This is a genomic window from Paraburkholderia fungorum (genome assembly GCF_046027605.1).
Classification (GTDB): domain Bacteria; phylum Pseudomonadota; class Gammaproteobacteria; order Burkholderiales; family Burkholderiaceae; genus Paraburkholderia; species Paraburkholderia fungorum_F.
Genome location: NZ_JAQQEF010000001.1, coordinates 518,291 through 538,361, shown reverse-complemented (window position 1 = coordinate 538,361; position 20,071 = coordinate 518,291). Strand labels below are relative to the sequence as shown.

16 protein-coding genes are annotated in these 20,071 nt (G+C 62.1%); 7 read left to right on the top strand and 9 right to left on the bottom strand.

Annotated elements, in window-relative coordinates; genetic code table 11:
• Nucleotides 1-22: 22 nt before the first annotated feature.
• The 5 genes from PQR53_RS02265 to PQR53_RS02245 form a co-directional block, all read right to left on the bottom strand.
• The gene (locus tag PQR53_RS02265; RefSeq protein WP_408450936.1) at nucleotides 23-874 is read right to left on the bottom strand and encodes an enoyl-CoA hydratase family protein; all 852 of its coding nucleotides are present in this window, start codon (nucleotides 872-874) and stop codon (nucleotides 23-25) included.
• A gap of 34 nt (nucleotides 875-908) precedes the next feature.
• Nucleotides 909-1,466: a MarR family winged helix-turn-helix transcriptional regulator gene (locus PQR53_RS02260; protein ID WP_408450935.1), complete on the bottom strand. Its 558-nt coding sequence runs from the start codon at nucleotides 1,464-1,466 to the stop codon at nucleotides 909-911.
• The gene (locus PQR53_RS02255) at nucleotides 1,463-2,236 is read right to left on the bottom strand and encodes an SDR family NAD(P)-dependent oxidoreductase (RefSeq protein WP_408450934.1); all 774 of its coding nucleotides are present in this window, start codon (nucleotides 2,234-2,236) and stop codon (nucleotides 1,463-1,465) included. Before PQR53_RS02255 ends, PQR53_RS02260 begins: the two co-directional genes overlap by 4 nt.
• A complete protein-coding gene (locus PQR53_RS02250) occupies nucleotides 2,233-4,605 on the bottom strand; it encodes a bifunctional salicylyl-CoA 5-hydroxylase/oxidoreductase (protein WP_408450933.1) in 2,373 nt (790 codons plus the stop codon). The genes PQR53_RS02255 and PQR53_RS02250 overlap by 4 nt, the downstream gene beginning before the upstream one ends.
• 148 nt (nucleotides 4,606-4,753) lie before the next feature.
• Complete coding sequence (locus PQR53_RS02245; RefSeq protein WP_408450932.1) at nucleotides 4,754-5,293, bottom strand: carbonic anhydrase; 540 nt, start codon at nucleotides 5,291-5,293, stop codon at nucleotides 4,754-4,756.
• 494 nt (nucleotides 5,294-5,787) lie between these two features.
• Between PQR53_RS02245 and PQR53_RS02240 the strand changes: the two genes are divergently transcribed.
• From PQR53_RS02240 to PQR53_RS02220, 5 genes are all read left to right on the top strand, one after another.
• Entirely contained in the window at nucleotides 5,788-6,687 is a 900-nt protein-coding gene (locus PQR53_RS02240; protein WP_408450931.1) for a LysR family transcriptional regulator, read from the top strand.
• Nucleotides 6,688-6,976: 289 nt separating this feature from the next.
• On the top strand, nucleotides 6,977-7,783 hold the full coding sequence (locus PQR53_RS02235) for a hypothetical protein (protein WP_408450930.1): 807 nt from the start codon (nucleotides 6,977-6,979) through the stop codon (nucleotides 7,781-7,783).
• A gap of 390 nt (nucleotides 7,784-8,173) precedes the next feature.
• On the top strand, nucleotides 8,174-9,241 hold the full coding sequence (gene alr, locus PQR53_RS02230; RefSeq protein ID WP_408450929.1) for an alanine racemase: 1,068 nt from the start codon (nucleotides 8,174-8,176) through the stop codon (nucleotides 9,239-9,241).
• 209 nt (nucleotides 9,242-9,450) lie between these two features.
• Complete coding sequence (locus tag PQR53_RS02225; RefSeq protein ID WP_408450928.1) at nucleotides 9,451-11,385, top strand: putative bifunctional diguanylate cyclase/phosphodiesterase; 1,935 nt, start codon at nucleotides 9,451-9,453, stop codon at nucleotides 11,383-11,385.
• Between the two features lie 63 nt (nucleotides 11,386-11,448).
• Nucleotides 11,449-11,868 carry a hypothetical protein gene (locus PQR53_RS02220; RefSeq protein ID WP_408450927.1) on the top strand — a complete coding sequence of 140 codons (420 nt, stop codon included), beginning with the start codon at nucleotides 11,449-11,451 and terminating at the stop codon, nucleotides 11,866-11,868.
• 278 nt (nucleotides 11,869-12,146) lie between these two features.
• Here PQR53_RS02220 and PQR53_RS02215 read toward each other — a convergent pair whose 3' ends face one another.
• Genes PQR53_RS02215 through PQR53_RS02200 form a run of 4 tightly spaced genes read right to left on the bottom strand, consistent with a single transcriptional unit; the run spans nucleotide 12,147 to nucleotide 16,590 of the window.
• On the bottom strand, nucleotides 12,147-12,794 hold the full coding sequence (locus PQR53_RS02215) for a DUF2894 domain-containing protein (RefSeq protein WP_408450926.1): 648 nt from the start codon (nucleotides 12,792-12,794) through the stop codon (nucleotides 12,147-12,149).
• Nucleotides 12,795-12,816: 22 nt separating this feature from the next.
• The gene (locus PQR53_RS02210; protein ID WP_408450925.1) at nucleotides 12,817-13,464 is read right to left on the bottom strand and encodes an OmpA family protein; all 648 of its coding nucleotides are present in this window, start codon (nucleotides 13,462-13,464) and stop codon (nucleotides 12,817-12,819) included.
• On the bottom strand, nucleotides 13,461-15,815 hold the full coding sequence (locus PQR53_RS02205; protein WP_408450924.1) for a DUF802 domain-containing protein: 2,355 nt from the start codon (nucleotides 15,813-15,815) through the stop codon (nucleotides 13,461-13,463). The genes PQR53_RS02210 and PQR53_RS02205 overlap by 4 nt, the downstream gene beginning before the upstream one ends.
• Before the next feature lie 10 nt (nucleotides 15,816-15,825).
• Nucleotides 15,826-16,590, bottom strand: coding sequence for a DUF3348 domain-containing protein (locus PQR53_RS02200; RefSeq protein ID WP_408450923.1), 765 nt, complete (start codon nucleotides 16,588-16,590; stop codon nucleotides 15,826-15,828).
• A gap of 360 nt (nucleotides 16,591-16,950) precedes the next feature.
• On the opposite strand from PQR53_RS02200, the gene PQR53_RS02195 reads away from it, so the two are divergent.
• Together PQR53_RS02195 and PQR53_RS02190 are read left to right on the top strand one after the other, a co-directional pair.
• Nucleotides 16,951-18,654, top strand: coding sequence for a purple acid phosphatase family protein (locus PQR53_RS02195; protein ID WP_408450922.1), 1,704 nt, complete (start codon nucleotides 16,951-16,953; stop codon nucleotides 18,652-18,654).
• Between the two features lie 440 nt (nucleotides 18,655-19,094).
• Nucleotides 19,095-20,051 carry a PTS sugar transporter subunit IIA gene (locus PQR53_RS02190; RefSeq protein ID WP_408450921.1) on the top strand — a complete coding sequence of 319 codons (957 nt, stop codon included), beginning with the start codon at nucleotides 19,095-19,097 and terminating at the stop codon, nucleotides 20,049-20,051.
• The last annotated feature ends 20 nt before the right edge of the window (nucleotides 20,052-20,071 follow it).

The window sequence follows — 20,071 nt, the reverse complement described above, 5'->3', positions numbered from 1 at the left end:
CTTATCGCTGTTCGTGCTCAATTCAATCTCCCTCGAACACTGGGCGCGACTTCGCGGCAAACGCGCTATACGCCCGTTCGAAATCGCGTGTGCTCATGCAGATGGCCTGGGCTTGTGCTTCCGATTCGATCGCTTCGTCGATGCTCATGCTCCATTCCTGGTGCAGCATCTTCTTCGTGATGCCATGCGCGAAAGTCGGGCCGGCGACGAGATCGGCGGCGAGCTTCTGGGCGTCAGCGAGGAGCGCTGCCGGTTCGCACAGGCGGTTATAGAAGCCCCACGCGTGGCCCTCGTCGCCACTCGCCGAGCGGCCGGTAAACAGCAATTCGGCGGCGCGTCCCTGGCCGATGATGCGCGGCAGGATCGCGCATGCGCCCATATCGCAACCCGCGAGACCGACGCGTGAGAACAGAAACGCGAGCTTGCTGCGCGCGGTGCCCAGGCGCATGTCGGACGACATCGCCAGAATCGCGCCGGCGCCGGCGCAAACGCCGTCGACCGCGGCAATGATGGGTTGCGGGCAATGGCGCATCGCTTTGACCAGATCGCCGGTCATGCGCGTGAACAGCAGGAGTTCCGGCATCGGCAGATCGATCAGCGGCGCGATGATGTCGTGCACATCGCCGCCGGAGCAGAAGTTCTCGCCTGCGCCGTGAATCACGACCGCCTTGACGTCGGTCGCGTAGGTCAGTTGCCGGAACAGATCGCGCAATTCCGCATACGACTCGAACGTCAGCGGGTTCTTGCGTTCGGGGCGGTTCAGCGTGATCGTCGCGACCTTGCCGGCGACCGACCAGCCAAAGTGCCGCGCCTCGTAACCGGCAAGTGTCAGGCGGTTGCCGGCCAGCAGGGCGTCGGCGTTGGATCGTGTCATGTGTGTCTCCATGCAAAGCTCGGTTCGGTGCGGCTCAATCTTTCAGACTGTCGAGCAGATGTTGTTTGAGTTTGCCAAGACGCTGATGGGTGCGCGATTTTTCGTCGAGGCTCAAACCGCCGAACAACTCGACGACCCATTGCTCATGCGCCACCGCCATCTTGTCGAACGCCTTGCGGCCTGCCGGCGTTAAACAAACGCTGATCGAGCGGCGATCGTTCGGATCGGTATCGCGCGAAACCAGGCCTTCTTTTTCGAGCTGATCGGTAATGCCGGTGACGTTGCCGCCCGTCACCATCAAACGGCGCGACAATTCGGTCATCTTCAGACCTTCCGGATGACGTTCGAGTTGCGCCATCAGATCGAATCGCGGCAACGTGGTGTCGAATTCGTTGCGCAGGCGTTTGCGCAGTTCGGCTTGCACGAGATTGGTCGTGGTCAGCATGCGCAGCCACAAACGCAAGCCCATGTGACTATCGGCGCCCGTGCTCATTTCCAGATCCACGACGTTCTCCGCTGGTTTGGCAACCCCTTTGCGCGGGGGTTTGCTATCCGCCGCCGTGGGCTTGTTGATGTTCGATGACTTGCTCACATTACTTCTCCACCGGAGATGGAAATGGATTGGCCCGTGATCGCGTCGGAGCCGGGTTGGCAGAGCCATAGCACGGCGTTGGCGACCTGCTCCGGACTCACGAAGCGACGTTGCGGATTCGAGCGCAGCAAGGTTTCGCGCGCCTGCTGTTCGGTGCGTGAGGTCTTGCTGGTGATCTGTTCGAGCGATGCGTGCAGCAGCTGGGTTTCCGTATAACCGGGACAGACTGCGTTGACGGTGACGCCTTTCGTCGCGACTTCCAGCGCGAGTGAACGGGTCAAACCGATTACGCCATGTTTCGCGGCGCAGTAAGCGGCGACGTACGCGTAGCCGATTTGCCCCGCCGTGCTCGCGACGTTGACGATGCGGCCGTGGCCGCGTTCGAGCATGCCGGGCAACACGGCGCGCGTACCGAGGAACACGCCGGTGAGGTTCACGTCGAGCATGCGCTGCCAGAGCGCCATGTCGGTATGCGTGAACGGCGCGGCTTGCGCCTGGCCCGCGTTGTTGACGAGGATGTCGATTGCGCCGGCTTGCGCGAATGCATTGGCCACAGAGTCTTCCTGTGTGACATCGACACTGACGCAGGCAACCTCGCCGAGCGCGTGGATTTTTTCCCGCTGGGCATCCAGACGTTGCGCGTTGCGGCCCATCAAGGTGACGCGCGCGCCGGCACGCAGCAGCGCTTCGGCCACCGCCGCGCCAATGCCGCTGCCGCCACCTGTGACGACGGCATGTTGTCCGGCGAGCGTTCTGCTGAGCGTATTCACGTGGTTCCCTCAGCGCGTTGCGCGCGTTCTTGTGGCGACAGCCCCGCATTCGCGGCGAGCTGGGCGCGCTCACGTTCGAGATTGCGTTCGAGTTGCGACTTCGCTGCCGTGTAAGGCTTCGGCCACATCACATCGAAATAGCCGATTTTTGCGGCCTCATTGAGTGTCCACGACGGATTCGCCAGATGCGGGCGCGCAATCGCGCAGAGATCGGCGCGGCCCGCCGCGATGATGCTGTTCACGTGATCTGCTTCAGAGATCGCACCAACGGCGATCGTCGCAATGCCGGCTTCGTTGCGCACGCGGTCGGCGAACGGCGTCTGGAACATGCGGCCATAGACGGGTTTTTCCTGCTTGCTGACCTGGCCCGACGATACGTCGATCATGTCGGCGCCGGCCGCCTTGAAGGCACGGGCGATTTGCACGGCGTCGTCGGGCGTCGTGCCGCCTTCGACCCAGTCATTAGCGGAAATCCGTACGGAAATCGGTTTGTCTTGCGGCCAGACGGCGCGGATCGCCTTGAAGACCTGCAACGGGTAGCGCAGGCGGTTTTCCAGCGAGCCGCCGTATTCGTCGGTGCGTTGGTTGGTCAACGGCGACAGGAAGCTCGAGAGGAAATAGCCATGCGCGCAATGCAGTTCGAGCCAATCGAAGCCTGCCTCGGCGGACATTTGCGTGGCGCGTACGAACTGCGCTTCGATTTCGTTTAACACGTCTTTTGTGGCTTCGCGCGAATGTTGGCTGATGCCGTTCAAGTACTGCTGCGGTGAAGCGGATACGAGTGGCCAGTTGCCTTCGTCAAGCGGTTGGTCGATGCCTTCCCAGGCCACGCGCGTCGAGCCTTTTGCGCCGGAATGGCCGAGCTGAATGCCGATCTTCGCGTCCGACTGTCCATGCACGAGATCGACAATGCGCTTCCACGCGCCGAGATGTTCCGGCGCATACATGCCGGGACAAGCAGGCGTGATGCGCGCTTCCGGCGACACGCAGGTCATTTCCGTCATCACCAGCGCGGCGCCGCCCATTGCACGTGCGCCGAGATGCATCAGGTGATAGTCGCCGGCGATGCCGTCGACGGCAGAGTACTGCGCCATCGGCGAGACGACCACGCGGTTTTTCAGCGTGACGCCGCGCAACGTGAAGGGCGTGAACATGGGCGGGACGGAGTGCTTGTCAGGCGCGCGGTCAATGCCGGAACGTTGTGCGAGCCAGTCTTCGAAGCCGGACAGATAGCGCGCATCGCGCTCGCGAAGATTCTCGTGCGAAATGCGCTGCGAGCGAGTAAGCAGCGAATACGCGAACTGTTCGGGCTCGAATGACGTATAGCGGTCGACATGCTCGAACCACTCCGTCGAATTGCGCGCGGCGTTCTGAATGCGCAGTACGTCGATACTGCGCACGTCCGTGTAGTGTTTCAGTGCGGCCGGCAAGTCGCCAGGATGCGCGCCGATGCTGTTGGCCAGTTCGATCGAATCTTCGAGCGCGAGCTTGGTGCCCGAGCCGATCGAGAAATGCGCGGTGTGCGCCGCGTCGCCCATCAGCACGATCGGCGTTTGGGTGCCATTTGCGTTATTGCGCCAGTGTACCCATTCCTCGTTGACGACGCGCGGGAAGCGAATCCACTGCGACGAACCCCGCAAATGCGCGGCGTTCGATAGCAACGCATTGCCGTCCAGATATTTGGCAAACAGCTTCTCGCAGAACGCGATGCTGTCTTCCTTGCTCATCTCGTCGAGACCGGCGGCGCGCCATACGTGTTCCGGCGTTTCGACAATGAAGGTGGAGGTCTGATCGTCGAAACGATACGCGTGCGCCTGGAACCAGCCGAATTCAGTTTCTTCGAAGGCGAAGGTGAAGGCGTCAAAAAGCTTTTTGGTGCCGAGCCAGACGAAGCGGCAGTCGCGCATGTCGATGGCGGGCTTGTAGGTGGCCGCGTGTTTCTGACGGACCGCGCTGTTGGCGCCGTCGCAGGCGACGATCAGGTCGGCCTCGTAGGTCGTGTCGTCCGTGACCTGGGTTTCGAAAACCAGCTTGACGCCCAGCTCTTCGCAGCGCGCCTGCAGGATATTCAGCAGACGTTTGCGACCGATGCCGCAGAAGCCATGACCCGACGAGCGGATCTGCCTGCTACGGAAATTGATTTCGATGTCGTCCCAGTGGTTGAAGGCGTCGAGGATCGCGTCTGCGCTCGGGGCGTCGGCGGCGCGCAGATTGCCGAGGGTCTGGTCGGAGAATACGACGCCCCAGCCGAAGGTGTCGTAAGGCCGGTTGCGTTCGACCACTGTGACGTCATAGGCCGGATTGCGGCCCTTCATTAACAGGCCGAAGTACAACCCGGCCGGGCCGCCGCCGATACAGACGATGCGCATGCTGACTCCCCCACGTGAACTTTGCTCTGGAGGGTAATTTAGGTCTAGATAGTTTAGATGTCAAGTAAATGATGGGAGTTACGACCCGGTGGTGACGAGCAGTTCGCCATCCGGGCGCACCCGCAGCGATGTCGCGCTGCTGTTTACCCTATTCGGACCGCAGCGTGGCGGCAGGAACAACGGTTTCGATACGGCCGGTCTTCACGTCGTACACGAGACCGGTCACTGTGAACGCGCCCGGAAAATTCGGATTGGCTTTGAGCGCCGCCACGTCTAGCGCGACGGCCTTGTACGGATCGGTGATCGCGAGATCGTCGAGTTTGTCTTCCGCGACACCCATATATTTCGACAGCAACTTAGGCGCATGATGGTAGCAACCGTTGATTCCACAATCGGTATGCTGCAGGAGGACCAGATTCCAGCCGGCACCCGCTGGCTCTCCCGCCGCTCGCGAAACGGCGCCGAGAAGCGTCATGGTTTCGAGCAGCGCCGGATTCACGCGTCCTCCCACGTTGCGGATCACTGCCGTTTCGCCGGGCGCCAGTTTGAGTACATCCATTGGATCGACACGCGGGTCGACGCAGCCGATGATTATCGTTTTGCGTGACGGCATCATTTTCAGATCGGCGGAGAAACCGCTGTCTGCGAATTCGGCGTTGCGGCTAGCAAGAGTTTCGAGAAAGTCCATGACAACCTCTATCGTTCGATGTGAGAAAGTGAGTTAGGCGCGCAGGGGTAAGCGCGTCACCTGATCCAACACAGATCGTTTGCCGTGGAGCGGATGGGCATTGAGGAGCGCGAACACCAACTTGGACATGATCAATATTCCTTAGTAAATGGATTTGAGTGATTTCGACGTCATTCTGTCTTCAACCTGAGAACGCCATGTGTCGCAACGGCCAACCTCGAAGATCGCTTCCCTTGTTCTCACTATGGTGTACTGCGGGTCCGCTCGGTAGTCCTCGTTTCAGGCTATGACTTATCTTCGAACAGCATGGATCGGCTTGGGTGTCGACCTGAAGACGAACTTCCGCGCCCAGTCGTGCCGCCCCTGATTAGTGCCTTGACGCCACCAGCGGATAATCGATGACGAATTGGGCTAAGATTTATGCTGATCTAGCATCGAGGCGGGCGGCAGTGCCGCTTATCGATCTTGTCGTCCGCGGGAAAAAGGAGGGGAGCTTGAAAGACGTCCTCACGTTCAGGCTTTACACCCGTGTTGCCCGGCTGGGCAGCTTTTCGGCGGCCGCACGGGAATGCGGACTCGCGCAATCGCAAGTGTCGCGGATGATCGCAGAGCTCGAGGCATCCCTGGGCGCACGCTTACTCACGCGAACAACGCGCGCGGTCGTGCCGACTGAAGCAGGCCTCGAATTTCTCGGCCGAATGGAGCCGATACTTGCGGCGATCGACGACGCGGAGAACAGCGTCAGGGAAACCGGAGAACTGCGTGGCGTGCTGCGTCTCGCCATGCCTTCGACCATGGCTATGCGCGTGGTCATACCACGGCTTTCAGCTTTTACCGAACTGCACCCCTTGCTCAGGCTGGAGATCATGCTCGACGACCGGTGGCAGGACATGATTCGTGAAGCGGTCGATGTCGGCATTCGGGTGGGCAGTCTGCCGGACTCCGCAGGCACTGCGAGATTGATTGGCAAGATGCATCGCGTGGTCGTGGCATCGCCTGCCTATCTCGAGCGGCACGGCACGCCGGCCATACCGGAGGAGATTGCGGCGCATCGCGTCGTTGGCGGACCCGCCGGGGCGCGACCGTCGTCGTGGCAATTCGAGCGCGATGGCGAGGCGACCTCGGTCGACGTGCAGCCACACGTGTCGACTAACGACACCTCGGGCGCGCTTGCAGCGGCAGTCGCCGGCCTTGGAATTGCCTCGACGACGTCATGGGCGAGTCGATCGGAGGTCGATCACGGGACGCTCGTGCGGTTACTGCCCGAATGGAAAATGGCCGACTTGCCCGTGCATGCGTATTTCCCGATGGGGCGCACCACCCGGATGGCGGGTCGTGCGTTTGTTGACTTCATCGCAGCTGAATTGAGGAAAGAGCCGTTTGATTTCCGCTGATGGGCGCGATCGACGCCTGGCGCGCGGCCGGTTTTGACGTTGACCCCATGGTGGCGAAGGACATTGCAGAGATGGGCGGGGCACTTCATCTGATCGTGCAATAATTTTCAACGCATCGAATACGCATCGAATACGCATCGAATACGCATCGAATACGCATCGAATACGCATCGAATACGCATCGAATACGCATCGAATACGCATCGAATACGCATCGTCGCTGAGATCGAACATAGCGCTACGGGTTCGATCGTTTTGCAGGCCCCGCCCGAATACCAGGAGTGTTGTCGTGTCTCATCTGAAATCCACGCCGGTTCATGCAAAGACCGCGTGTGTCCTCGTTCTCATGGCGATGTTGGCGCAAGTCGGGACACCAGCGAACGCAGTCACTGTCAACCAGGCGGCAGATGTCGAGACCTCTGCTTCTACCCAATTTTCGGCCGGACGTCCTTTTGTCGGCGACGACCCCGTTGCCATTCGAGATACGTTGGCGAACCAGCACATACATGTTGCCGCGCCTTCCTTACGCGATCGCGTGCAAAACCTGATTCCCATTCCCACCCACAAGCAGCACCCGAATTCCGACCTGGCGGCGGTCAATCTCGACCGCGATCTGTTTTTCCTGGTGCGTGCGCCGTACGGGATCCGGTATCGGACAGAGACGCATCAGTTGACGGTCAACGCCGATCTATCAGGCGGCGAGAATCAGCGAGGCATCCTGCTCAAGGAGACGACGACCGGACCGAGCGGTCGAGGCCTGGTGATCGCACCAGAAGCGAAATCCAAAGGGTTCATCCAGCATATCGATCTGATTGAACTCGAGTCTGGCGAAAGTACGAAAGCCACGGTTCGCGGACGCGCGACGCTCTCACGGACTGCGTACGACGAAGCGAATGGGGACTTCGCGATTGTCCTCGTGGGCCGCCTGGCGCCACCGTATCTTATCGACCAGAGCAATCACAGCGACCCGACCGATGACGAGCCTACTGACATCACGCGACGAATCTCCGGGCTCTACGTCAACGTTCACGCTATCTGGCTGGTGAGCCCACAGCGGGGCATCGTGCTATCAAAGACGCTGCGTCTGTCGAAGTAGCGTCTACTCTAATCGGTACCCGGTTCGTCGACGCACTCGATCTCATTGCGATCGAAAGAGGTAATTCCGCTCGCCCGATTTTTCTCGTGGGACGACGTGGGGAGTCTCTCACTCTCTCGAGGGACATCGCCATGACTGTCCGGCAATCGCTGCATGCGTTGCTGGATTCACATTCGTGGCTGCGGCCTTACGTATCTTCAAGCGGGGCTGGCTCTGACGTGTAGTCGAGCAACAACAAACAGCCGGCAAATAAACCCAAAAATCAAATCAATACAGTAACAAAAACTGGCTTCCGGTAGATACGATAGTGGAAAAAGCTGCCTGTTGACCATAACACGGGTCTTTAACAACGGGCGCCGTTCCATTTCCCATCCAGCCCTCCACGCCCCTATGCCACGCCCGATCGTTGCACTGATTCATCCCGACGCAGTCAGCCACAACCTCTCCATCGTCAAACAGCGTGCACCTCGATCACGCGCCTGGGCCGTCGTCAAAGCCAACGCATATGGACACGGAATCGAGCGCGTCTTCCCGGCACTCGCGAATGCTGATGGTATCGCATTGCTCGATCTCGACGAAGCGGTGCGTGTGCGTGAGTTGGGTTGGACCAAACCGGTTCTACTTCTGGAAGGTGTTTTCAGGCCAGGTGACGTGCAAATCGCTCAACAGTTCGACCTTTCCATGGCGGTGCATTGTCATGAGCAGCTTGATCTGTTGCGCCTCGCGTCATCACGCGAGCGCGTCAACGTGCACCTGAAAATGAACTCGGGGATGAATCGCCTTGGCTTCCGGCCTGACGCGTACCGCGCCGCGTGGGAACGGGCCAGATCGATTCCCGGCATCGCGGACATCACGTTGATGAGTCACTTCGCGAATGCCGACGATGGCGACGTGGCATGGCAGACGGATCGCTTCGATGCAGTGACTCACGACCTACCGGGTCAACGGAGTCTCGCCAATTCAGCGGCCGTTCTGTGGCATCCCCTGGCTCATCGTGACTGGGTGCGCCCGGGTGTCGTGCTGTACGGCGGTTCGCCTACCGGTCAGTCGCGCCACATCGACGACGTGGGCTTGCGTGCTTCGATGTCGCTCACGAGCGAAGTGATCGGTGTGCAGTCTTTATCGGCGCGGGAAACGGTCGGTTATGGCCGTGCCTTTGCCGCGAACCGCGACATGCGTATTGGTGTGGTCGCATGCGGTTATGCGGACGGGTACCCGCGGCACGCATCCACGGGTACGCCAATCGCGATCGACGGCATCATGACGCAAGTGGTGGGCCGCGTTTCGATGGACATGCTCACCGTCGACCTGACGCCGTGCCCGCACGCGCGAATCGGCTCGAAGGTCGAACTGTGGGGCGAGCAGGTCAAGATCGACGACGTCGCTCACGCGTCTGGGACGATCGGGTACGAACTGATGTGCGCCCTGGCAAAGCGGGTGCCGGTTGAAGTCGTTTAATAACGCTTGTCTCGCCGGCGCGTGAAGCTCCGCCGCGGATAATCACGTATTCCGGCGAAATTCGGCTTAATGTGGCGCGACATCGCCGGCTGCATGGGCGTTCCGGGATTTAAAGCGGTGCTATGGCATTGCACCGGATATTGTATGTTTACGTAATAATCGCGAGGCGCGTCCGATTTGACCCATTAACCATTAAAAATGCGTAGGTCATGGCTTTCAGCGAACCAAGGTCTCCATTTTTCAAGTGGGTCGTGTCCTCCGCTCAAAACCTGAGCGCCGACAACCGGCAGATATTGCTCGCCAACCTGTTCACTCGAACCGCATCGATAGTCTTTGCGTCGATCTGCGAAATAAGTGTCTGCGCAACCGCTTATTATCTCTATCCCCGTGCCCTTTACGCGTGGTGGGGCAGCGCCGTGGTCGCGCTGCTGATCGCGCGTATCACGTTGATCCGGCTGTGCTGCCGGCGCAGCGCCCACAACCAGCCGACGCCTACCTCTGCCTTTCTTTTTGCAAGCCTGCTCTGGGCCGTCCTGTTCGGCTTTGGTACTTTCCTGTGCAATACCAGCGGAAACCAGACGCTTTTTCTGCTCGGCAATGTTTGCGCCGTGGGCGTGATCGGCGGGCTGGCCGGACGCAATGCAGGCACGCCGCGGCTCGTGCTTCTCCAGATTTCGTTCATTCTTGCGCTACTGGGTTTGGGCGCGGCGCTTTCGCCTGGCTCCGGCAAGCTCGTTCTGCTGTTTCAGGCGCCGTTTTGCGCGGCCGGCTTTTTTACCGTGGCCCTACGCAGTAATCGCGACACCGTTGCGCTACTTCTGGCGCGCGAAAGCAGTCATCGGCTCGCTCACCATGACAGCCTCACCGGCTTGCCCAACCGCGCCCGCATCACCGAACTCCTCCAGGAGCGCACCGCGGCAGGCTCGTTACAGCAGGATCACTCATTCGCGGTTCTACTGATCGACCTCGACGGCTTCAAGGCGATCAATGACAGCCTGGGTCATGCCGCCGGCGACCAGATCCTTCAGGAGGCGGCGATTCGATTGCGTGAAGTACTGCCTGCCGGCGACCTTGTCGGACGCCTGGCCGGCGACGAGTTTGTCGCCGTCTCCGACGGCCCGGCGTTGGCCCGCGACGTCCATCTGTTAGCGGACCGCATCGTCAAAACGCTGGCGCGTCCCTTCGTGTTAAGCGAAGCGTGGGTGCATATTGGTGCGAGCGTGGGCGTTTCGCTTTATCCGGAGCACGCGGAAACAGGGCCGCAATTGCTGATCTGCGCGGACCGTGCGTTATATGCGGTAAAACGCAGCGGCAAGAGCGCCTTCGCTATTTTTGATGCGGCGAGGCACGCATCCGACGAAAGCTTGAGCCTGCTGCGAAGCGATCTGGAAGGCGCGATGCAGTCTTATAGCGGTTTGAGGATGGAATATCAGCCGATCGTCGATCTTGCTCATGACACGATTTCCGGCCGCGAGGCACTGCTTCGCTGGACGCACCCAACGCGCGGCGAGCTTTCTCCCTCCGCATTTATTCCCACGGCGGAACGGACGGGCCTGATCCTCGCACTCGGGGAGTGGGCCTTGCTGCAATCGTGTATGGAAGCTGCCACGTGGCGTGACGCCGTGAGCGTCGCTGTCAATGTTTCGCCGGTGCAATTGCGGGAGGAAACTTTCGCGTCGACGGTTGCCGCGATCCTTCGTAAGACGGGGTTGCCGCCGGAGCGTCTGAATATCGAAGTCACGGAAACGGTGCTGTTGAGGGACGATACGGTTACCCGGCACAACGTCGAGAAGCTTCGCGCGTTGGGAATCGGGCTGGCGCTCGACGACTTCGGTACGGGCTTCTCAACCATGTCCACGCTCGTGCGCTTCTCCTTCGACAAGCTCAAGATCGACAGTTCGTTCGTGAAGGAGTCCGTGCATCGGCGCGAATCCGCGGCTGTGGTTCGCGGGATCGTGGCTTTGGCGCGGGAAATCGGCATGCCGACTACGGCGGAAGGCATCGAGACGCAAGAGCAGTTGAATTTTGTACGCGTCTGCGGATGCACGCATGCTCAAGGTTTTCTTCTCGGCAAGCCGGTCCGGGGTGAGGAGATCCCGCACCTCGAGCAAAGGCTCGCTGCGCATTCGGCGGATAAGGCGTAAGACGGAGAGCGGCCGCTTCCTTTGCGTGTCTGTGCGCGCAAGTGATTCGATATCGAGGCAGACATGGACCCCGCATTGCAATTTCAGTTAAGGATCGCCGTATCATCCGAACTTGCAAACGGTCTGCGTGCAGACCCATCGGCTGCTTCACATGCCGCGCTTCATCATGTGCTGCGCAAGTACAACGCGGCCCTGAAGTGTCAGTTCGATGCTTTCGCCGATTATGTGAGTGAAGCGGAACAGCAGGGACCGGAGAACTATCCGCTTTATCAGTGGACCCGGGAGACGATCGAGAACCCGGAGAAGAAGGCGAAGTACTTGCAGTCGTTCACGGTCTATGTGGATGGCGGCGAAACATATAGCAAGGAAGTCGCCGACGTGATGGAAGTTGAACTGCTCGCCCTGGTCCACGACCATGGCATCAGAAGCGTGGCCCGGTTCGATACCAATCCCGCGAATAACCCGCAACCGCCCAAGCGTTAGCCGTGTTGGCGGCGAAGAAAATAGCGTGTGCCGCGTGGTTCCGGTAGGCGTTTCGAACGCCCCGTTCTCTGCATTGCCAGCTATCGATAGCAGGGTACCCAGCTTAAAAGCTGGCGATTCAACCGTGCGAATTCGACATTTCTTTCATTGTCATTTCGGTGCGGGGACAGCAGACCCTTGCTTCAGATCGCGATATCGGAAATGGAAATAGCGCAAACCGGCGGATTGTTTTGGGCCGGATCGCGCTGGCGCGGGGTCTCGATTGATCTGCCCGTGCACTAGCGGGGTTTGTTCCGCGTGCTTTTCCTTGCGGTCGCGGCGCGCGGGGCATCTTTAGCCGGCAGGCCGCCGCCGTTCATCTGCTCCATCCATGACAAGGCGTCGACGTACGAGAGGAATTGCTGGAGGTATCCGGGCGACAGTTCGCGCATCAGCGAGAGCGACCGATGCACCAGGCTACTCGAGTTGAGCGGACCGGCATTGCCCGGCGCTTTCTTCAATGACTGCCGTAGCTGTTTCTCGGAGCGGACTTTAGACCACGTCTGCCTGAAGTAATCGAGTGCTTCCAGTTCCGGATACGAGGGGCGCTGGGGCGCTGCATGACCTGCTGTGGGATCGTTGCGGTCTAGCGCTGCATGGCTGGCGATGTAATCGTTCAGTCCGGCCAGCGCTCCGCGCGCGGGTTCGAGGGATGATGCCGCGGTGCCGGTGCCAGCACTACGGGTCTGCGCCCCCGCGCGTTCGAGATCGTCCGCATAAGCCTCGATCAGTCTGGACAGCTTCTCGTCCAGCAGACGCCGCGTCTCGCCGCCGTGAGCAGCCGCGCGCCGATCCAGCGCCGCGATGAAATGAAAGCGGATGGGATCCAGACGATCCGCGCCGCGCTCGCGCCACGCGTCGAGTGTTGCCCGGGCGTTGGTTGTCACGCAGCTTGCGTCATCGCTCAGGCTACTCACGGGGCTTCACCGTTGTGGCGGCAGGTCTCGGGACCGGCGCGATTTCCACGCGCCGGTTTTTCGCGCGCCCCTGGTCGTCGGCATTCGAACTGACGGGCTGCTGGGAGCCGAACGCGGCCGCGAACACGGACGAGGCGGGCACACCTGCATCGATCAACGCACGGGTCACCGTCAACGCACGCTGGGCCGAGAGCTCCCAGTTGTCGGCAAAGCGGCGGTTAGCCTCGCGCACCTGCCGGTCATCGGTAAAGCCGCTCACCATGAGGATCTGGTCATTCGCCCTGAGGTAAGTGGACAGCGGCCCCGCCAGGCTCTTCAAAACATCCCGGCCCTCGGGCTGCAATTGATCGGAGTTCAGTGCGAACAACACGCTGCCGTTGATGCCGATGCGCCCGTTCACCAGCGTCACCCGGCCCGCTGCCAGCGGTCCTGCCAATGCCTGTTCCAGGGTCTTGCGACGCTGCGTTTCCAATTGTCGCTGCTTGACCTCATGCTCCAGCCTGGTCGAAAGTTCCAGTTGCACGCCGATGACGCTCACCAGGATCAGCACGAAGGCGCCCAGCAGCACCGACATCAGGTCGCCGAAGACCGGCCAGATAGGCGCCGCCGTCTCCACGCCACCGTCGATTTCCTCGCTCATGCCGCTTCAACTCCCGCGGAGGCCCGCTTGCCCGCGAGCTGTTGCAGGTCTTCGACGATCTGCTTCTGCGACATCATGCTCAGGTCGATCACTTCGCGCGCTTGGGCCACGTAATAGGCCAGCTGTTCGTCGCTGCGGGCGAGGGATTTGTCCAGTGCCGTTTCGATCCGCTGCAGGTGCGCCACCAGCGTCGTATTCGACTCGCCGAACAACTGAACGGCCGTGCCGAATGCTTCGCCGAGGCTCGCCACTTCGACTGCACTGCCGGTGACTTGAGCGGCAATCGCGCCCAGCTTCCCGGTTTCGAGCTCGACCTTATCGGTGAAACGCGTGCCGACACGATCCAGCAGATCCGCCGACGTGGCGACGAGTCCGTCGACGGCCGAGCGCTGCTCGGTGGAAGCATGGTTCACTGCATCGAGCAGCGTTTCCAGCGTGGCCAGCAGGCGGCTGCGCTCTTCCAGCATCGCGGTGTCGCGGACCATGCTGTCTGAGAGCTTCTGACGCAGTTCGGCGACGACTTCCGCGGCGGCCTTCGGCGCTTCCGACGCGGCTTGCACGAGTTGGCCGATCTCGGCGATCGTGCTGCTCGCATGTGCGTGCGTTTGAGCGGAGATGTCGCGTGCGGTTTGCGCCAGCGTCTCGCAGATTTCCTGTTGCCGGGTTGCGGTGCGCGTGCCCACCTGCTCCCATTCCTTGCTCAACGTGGCGGCCATCGAACCGAGTGTTTCGGTCCAGGCGGCGAGCCGTTGCTGGTCTCGCGCGGCGAGTTCCGCCTGCAAGTCCGCCGCGGCCTGCGGGGCTTGCGCCGCCACTTGTACGAGCCGGTCGATCTCGGCAATCGTGCTGCTCGCATGTGCGTGCGTTTGAGCGGAGATGTCGCGTGCGGTTTGCGCTAGCGTCTCGCAGATTTCCTGTTGGTGGCTCGCGGTGTGCGCGCCGGCTTGTGCCCATTCCTTGCTCAACGTGGCGGCCATCGAACCGAGCGTTCCGGTCCAGGCGGCCAGCCGTTGTTCGTCTCGCGCGGCCAATTCGCTCTGCAAGTCGGTCTGCGACTCTCCTACCGCGCGTACCAGCGACGCCGAGTGCTGCTCGAAGGTTGCCGCGGCCGCGGCCAATGCTTGCTGATTGTGGCCGGCCAGCTTCTCGCCGGCCTGTTCTTGCCGCGACAGCGCCTCGTTCCATGCTGCCGATACATGGCCTGCCGTTGCATCGAGGCGCGCGGCGACGCCATCCAGTAAGCCGGCCGAGCGGTGCTCGAAAGTCTCGGTGAATCGATCTAGCGACGTGCTCAGTTGCTGGGTGAGCGCCTCGCTTGATCGCTGATGCTGCTCGAGGGCTTTGTTCCAGATGCCCGCGACGGTGACGGTGCTCGCTTCGAAGCCAGTCGAGAGCCCGTCCAGTTGCCGTTGCACGGCCTGCGTGACGGTGTCGTGCAGGGCGGCAGTCTCGCGCGCGAGGCCCGCCATCGTGGCGGCCATGACCGGCTGCAGCGCGGCGCTGGCGGCGCGGGTGCTTTCGGCGATGCTCTCCTTCAACGACTGCTCCACGGCGGCCGCGAGGCGCGTGTAAGCGGCCTCTGCCTTGCCGTGGAAGGTGTCCTGACTGGCGATCTGCCGTTCGTTCGAGACGAGGCTCTGTTGCTCGATGGCCGCCATCATCGATTGCATACGATCGACCAGGGTGGGCATCACCTCGGCCTGCCGCTGCAGGAGCTTGAGGCTTTCCTCGCGCTGATGGGTCTGCGAGAAGCTGCGCAAGGTCGTCGCGATCTTCACGTCGAGCACCTGTGCCACCTGGATCCGTTCGCGACGGCACAACGCGGACAGCAGCCCGAGCATCGCGGACGTCGCCACCCCTGCAATCGAGGTGCCGAATGCGAAACCCAGCCCCTTGACCGGCGCGGCGAGCGAATCGCGGATAGCCTGCAGGTCCGTTGCGCTTTCCAGCGCCATGCCGGTGCCACGCAGGGTCGCCACCATGCCGAGCAGCGTGCCGAGCATGCCCAGCAACACGAGCAAGCCGACCAGGTACGGCGTCAGCGCCGGGCCCGGCAAGGCCACGCGCTCACCTTCGACGCGCAGACGCACTGCATTGCGCAGGCTCGGATGCAACGGCTCCAGCCACGCGCCGAGGCCTGGCGGCGGCGCGGACAGCCCCGCGACCGCACGCGCCAGCGTGGTTGTGGCCTGGTCGTAGCGCTGCAACTCGAGCGCGCCTGCCACGTAGCAGACACCGATCAACATCGTGACCGCCAGGGCCAGCGCGTTCGAGCCGACGTAACCCACACCGATCCAGCACACCGCGGCCAGACCTACCAGAAAAACAACGAGATTGAGATATCTGGACATAGTGTCCCAGTTAGCTGGTGCGAAGGGCTGCGAGCAATCCTTCGACCGGTTGTAAACGAACATCCAGTTCAGCGAGCAACACGCTCTGCATATCCTTGCGGAACACGTCCAGCCATGCGCCAGACGGGGTGGGGGCGGCGGGCGCGGCCGTGGCGGCGTCCGCCGAGGCTTCGGCGTCGGTCAGCGTCTGTTGCTCCGCCTCGCGCAAACGCACGAAGTGTCCCGCGAGCAATCCCGGCACGGCGGCCAGCAGACTGTGCTCACGCTCGCTGAGCGCTCGCTCCATGACGGCGTCCACCACCGCGAGCCGGGCCATGGCGGGCGTTTTGGCGGCCAACATGGCCCGCAGGCGGCCGCGCAGGTTGCCGACGCCCGTTTCCATTGCCTGCTGCATGGCGAGGTAGCGTTGACGAAACAGCGCGTAATCGACCGGCGCTTCCGCGTGGGCGTCGGGCGAGAGCGCTTGTGCCGCCGGACCGCGACGCCTCGCGGCGGCGAACACGCTATCGCCGACGATGGCCTTGGCCAACGAAGCGCGCACGCGCTCGCACTCGTTCTCTTCAGCGAGGCCGAAGGCTCGCGCGCCGGCAGCGACGGCAGGCGGCGCGTTGTTCAGCGCCGAGGACAGCGCGATCGCGTCGGTCCAGCCAAGCCATTGGCTCAGCCGGTCCGACAGCGACTGGCTGGATTCGGGAACCTCGACGTCCGTCAGGCGAGCAAGTAGGCGAATGAGCGCCGGGCCACTGAAAGCTGTGCGCTGTGGGGCTTGCACCATACCACCAGAGTCAAAAAAGTCAGCAGTTTACACTTCGTCGGGGTGAGGGATGCAGCCCCTTAATGAGCAGGGCGGCCGACGGTGAGATTTTGACGTGTCGATCGAGGCGACCGGGCGCCGCGATGATGTACCTCACCGACGCCAGGCAACTGCTCGCGCAAGAGGCAGTATGGCATCGTTGAGGTGCGGCTATTTCATCTGGCTGTCATGGCTTCACGACTAGGATGCCCCATCGCTTCAGTCGTGCTTCCGTCGTGCATCTGTCGCGCCCAAGGATGGCATGGCACGCGCTGCCCACCCGGCACCGCGCGCTTGCCGTCCGCGTTGGCGAACTTCCACTCCCATACAAAAACTCCGGACATGTCGAACAAGAAAATCGCCAGGGATTTTTCCGCCGAGCAGGGCGCCGCGATTGTCTCGCGCCGCGGGTTTCTGAAGTTTGCCGGCGCCTCCAGCCTCGCGACGGCCGCGGGCACGCTCGCATCGGCGGCGCGCGCCGCGAACAGCGCGCCCGACGGCACGCCGGAGCAGATCCACCTGACCTGGGGCAACGATCCGACGAGCGATGTCACCGTGTCGTGGGCGTCGCCGGCGCCGGCGGTCAATCCGAAGGTGCGCTTCGGCGGTGCGGGTGCGGGTGCAGGTGCGGCCAGGCAGACGGTGCACGGCGTCCAGAACACCTATACCGATGGCATCAACGGCGAGGTCGTGTTCACCTACCACGCGCGTCTGCGTGGCCTGAAGGCCGATACGCGCTACGAATACGAGGTGAGCGCCGATAACGACAGCAACGCGGCCCAGCCTTTCACGGCGAGTTTCCGCACCGCGCCGCGCGGCCGCGCGCCATTTCGCTGGACGAGCTACGGCGATCTCGCCACGCCCAATACCGGCTGGGTCCTGTCGTCGCCGCAGAGCCGTTTCGCGGTGCAGGCCGTCGAGCGATTTGAGCCGCTGTTCCACCTGCTCAACGGCGACCTCTGCTACGCGAATCTGAACCCGACACAGCAGCCGGAGGTCTGGCGCGATTTCGGCAACAACGCCCAGACCTCAGCATCGAACCGCCCGTGGATGCCATGTCCGGGCAATCACGAACTCGAATTCCACAACGGCGAACAAGGCCTCGCGTCGTATCTGTCGCGCTACACGCTGCCCGAGAATCACACGCGCTTCCAGGGACGCTGGTACAGCTTTCGCGTGAGCTCGGTGTTTTTCATTTCGCTCGATGCGGATGACGTGGTCTATCAGGATGCGGCTGCGTTCGTCGCGGGCCCGAGTCCGCTGGTGCCGGTGGCGAGCACCGGCAATCCGCCGATTCAACCCGGCACGTCGCTCTACGTGCGTGGCTATAGCGAGGGCGAACAAACACGCTGGCTCGAGAAGACCTTGCACCGGGCGGCGCAAGACGACGAAGTCGACTGGATCGTTGTGCAGATGCATCAGGACGCGCTGAGCTCATCGAAGACCGGCAACGGCTCCGATAAGGGCATCCGCGAAGCCTGGCTGCCGCTGTTCGACCGCTATGGCGTCGACCTGGTGTTGTGCGGACATGACCATGATTACGAGCGCAGCTATCCCGTGCGCGGCTGTAATCACAACAAGGGCACCGATATCGCGACGGGGCGCGTGGTCGATACGTTGCAGCCGCAGCCGGTGATGTCGGCGGTGTCGTCGGGCGCCTCGACGTTCGATACGAGTCACGGCACCATCCACCTGATTCTCGGCGGTGGCGGCACGAGTGCGCCGCTCGATGTGTATGGGGTGGACATCGGTACCGGCTTGCCGCAAGCGCGCATCTTCACGCGCCCTAATCGCCCGGTTACCGGAACGGCTGCGGGCACCTTCGTGCGTGCCAATGCGGACGCGGTTGAAGATGCGGTCTGGTCGGCGCAACGGGATACCGGCACGGGCTACGGTATCGCCGTATTCGATCATGATCCCGGCCATTCGGGTGGCGAGACCACGATTACGATGAACTACTATCACGCGCCGGGCGCGGATCAAACACCCACGCAGAACTATGAGTTGTTCGAAACGATCGAGCTGAAGAAGAAGCGGCGCGGGTAGCCGGTCATGCGGCCGGCAGCGCATCCGCGCCGGCCTGCGCGTCCTGATCGGAACACATACCCGACACCCCAATCGCGCGACCACGGCACCCTCGCGAATCAGCGGAATTCCCCCGTCCGGCGGCACGAGGTTCGTCATGCCGAGCAGGCGCAGGTGAAGTCCGCCTTGCGTGATCCACGGCGCGTGCGCACGCTAATCGATTTTCTGGCCGCCCGGCTTGTTCCGGAACCGGCCAAGACGTCACGTGAGAGGCCGCTGAGGGTCATTCATTCATGCCGTGTGCTGCCGGCTGGCGGCTGATCGCGAATGACCGGATCGAAGCCGCGCGCATTACGATGCATCGCCCGCATGACTGAATCTGTTTGCGACCGGCAGCGATTTTTACGGCAAGTTAATGGCGCTTTGGCTAACCTGATAGCAGATAACGCACAGGAGCCGCTATGACTCGCGCGCTGGTTGGTCTACGGACTCTTCTTGGACTGGGTGGACTGGGCAAGCCGCAGCCCCATGCCCGGTCGCGGGCCACACCGGGCCGCAATGTGATGATGCGCGTCACGCTCGACGCCCAGCACGCCACGCCGTTGCGTCAGGCGCTGATCCGGGACTGCGGCGATCAGCAATGGACCATTCGCGTCGCGCCGCTGCACGGAACGGGCCGCGTGCGGCTCTCGCTCTATCTGCCGAGGGACGCAGTCAACGGGGCGATTCAACGGCTCGCGCATCTGGCGCCGGCCGCTGAGGTGGGGCGGCTGCTTGAAATTCCCGACGCGCCGACAGACGCCTGGCGGGATTTGATGGAAGGCGAGCTGCTGCCGCGCGCCGCTTCGCACGCCGATGGCGTTGAAGCGGCTGAAAAAGGGAACACGCTTGCGCAACTGCTTTCACCGCATCATGTTCTGCTCGGTCTGGACTTAGCGGACCGGGAGACACTTTTCGCGCAGTTCGGCAGTTTCGTTGAACAGCACTACGGGTTACCGGCAATGGCCGTGAGCGCGGGGCTCACTGCACGTGAGGCGCTAGGCTCGACGGGTCTTGGCCAGGGCATCGCCGTGCCGCACGGTCAGATACGAACGCTGCGCCATGCCATGGCGTTTTACGTTCGTCCGGCAAAGCCGATTCCGTTCGATGCACCGGATGGCCAGCCGGTCAGCGACGTGGTCGTCCTGCTCGTCCCGGAATGGGCAAACAGCACGCATCTGCGGCTGCTGGCTGATGTCGCGCAGCGCTTTTGTGACCACCGGTTCCGCGAGCTGCTGCATGGCTGTCTCGATCCGCGAGCGGTGTGTCAGCTGTTCGCGAGCTATGAGGAAGCAGACGGCGCGGAACGCGGCACTTCGCACGGCGATCTCGCCCATCAAGCCGGAGCAGTGGGCAAACGGGTTCGCGCGCACAGCTAGGATCGTTCTCCGGCCCCCTC

Coding starts and splice junctions, on each gene's coding strand:
- PQR53_RS02210 (WP_408450925.1), bottom strand. CDS start 13,464: ATGAGCGAGGAAATCGACGGTGGCGTGGAGACGGCGGCGCCTATCTGG.
- PQR53_RS02200 (WP_408450923.1), bottom strand. CDS start 16,590: ATGGTGCAAGCCCCACAGCGCACAGCTTTCAGTGGCCCGGCGCTCATT.
- PQR53_RS02195 (WP_408450922.1), top strand. CDS start 16,951: ATGTCGAACAAGAAAATCGCCAGGGATTTTTCCGCCGAGCAGGGCGCC.
- PQR53_RS02250 (WP_408450933.1), bottom strand. CDS start 4,605: ATGCGCATCGTCTGTATCGGCGGCGGCCCGGCCGGGTTGTACTTCGGC.
- PQR53_RS02220 (WP_408450927.1), top strand. CDS start 11,449: ATGGACCCCGCATTGCAATTTCAGTTAAGGATCGCCGTATCATCCGAA.
- PQR53_RS02205 (WP_408450924.1), bottom strand. CDS start 15,815: ATGTCCAGATATCTCAATCTCGTTGTTTTTCTGGTAGGTCTGGCCGCG.
- alr (WP_408450929.1), top strand. CDS start 8,174: ATGCCACGCCCGATCGTTGCACTGATTCATCCCGACGCAGTCAGCCAC.
- PQR53_RS02245 (WP_408450932.1), bottom strand. CDS start 5,293: ATGGACTTTCTCGAAACTCTTGCTAGCCGCAACGCCGAATTCGCAGAC.
- PQR53_RS02265 (WP_408450936.1), bottom strand. CDS start 874: ATGACACGATCCAACGCCGACGCCCTGCTGGCCGGCAACCGCCTGACA.
- PQR53_RS02225 (WP_408450928.1), top strand. CDS start 9,451: ATGGCTTTCAGCGAACCAAGGTCTCCATTTTTCAAGTGGGTCGTGTCC.
- PQR53_RS02190 (WP_408450921.1), top strand. CDS start 19,095: ATGACTCGCGCGCTGGTTGGTCTACGGACTCTTCTTGGACTGGGTGGA.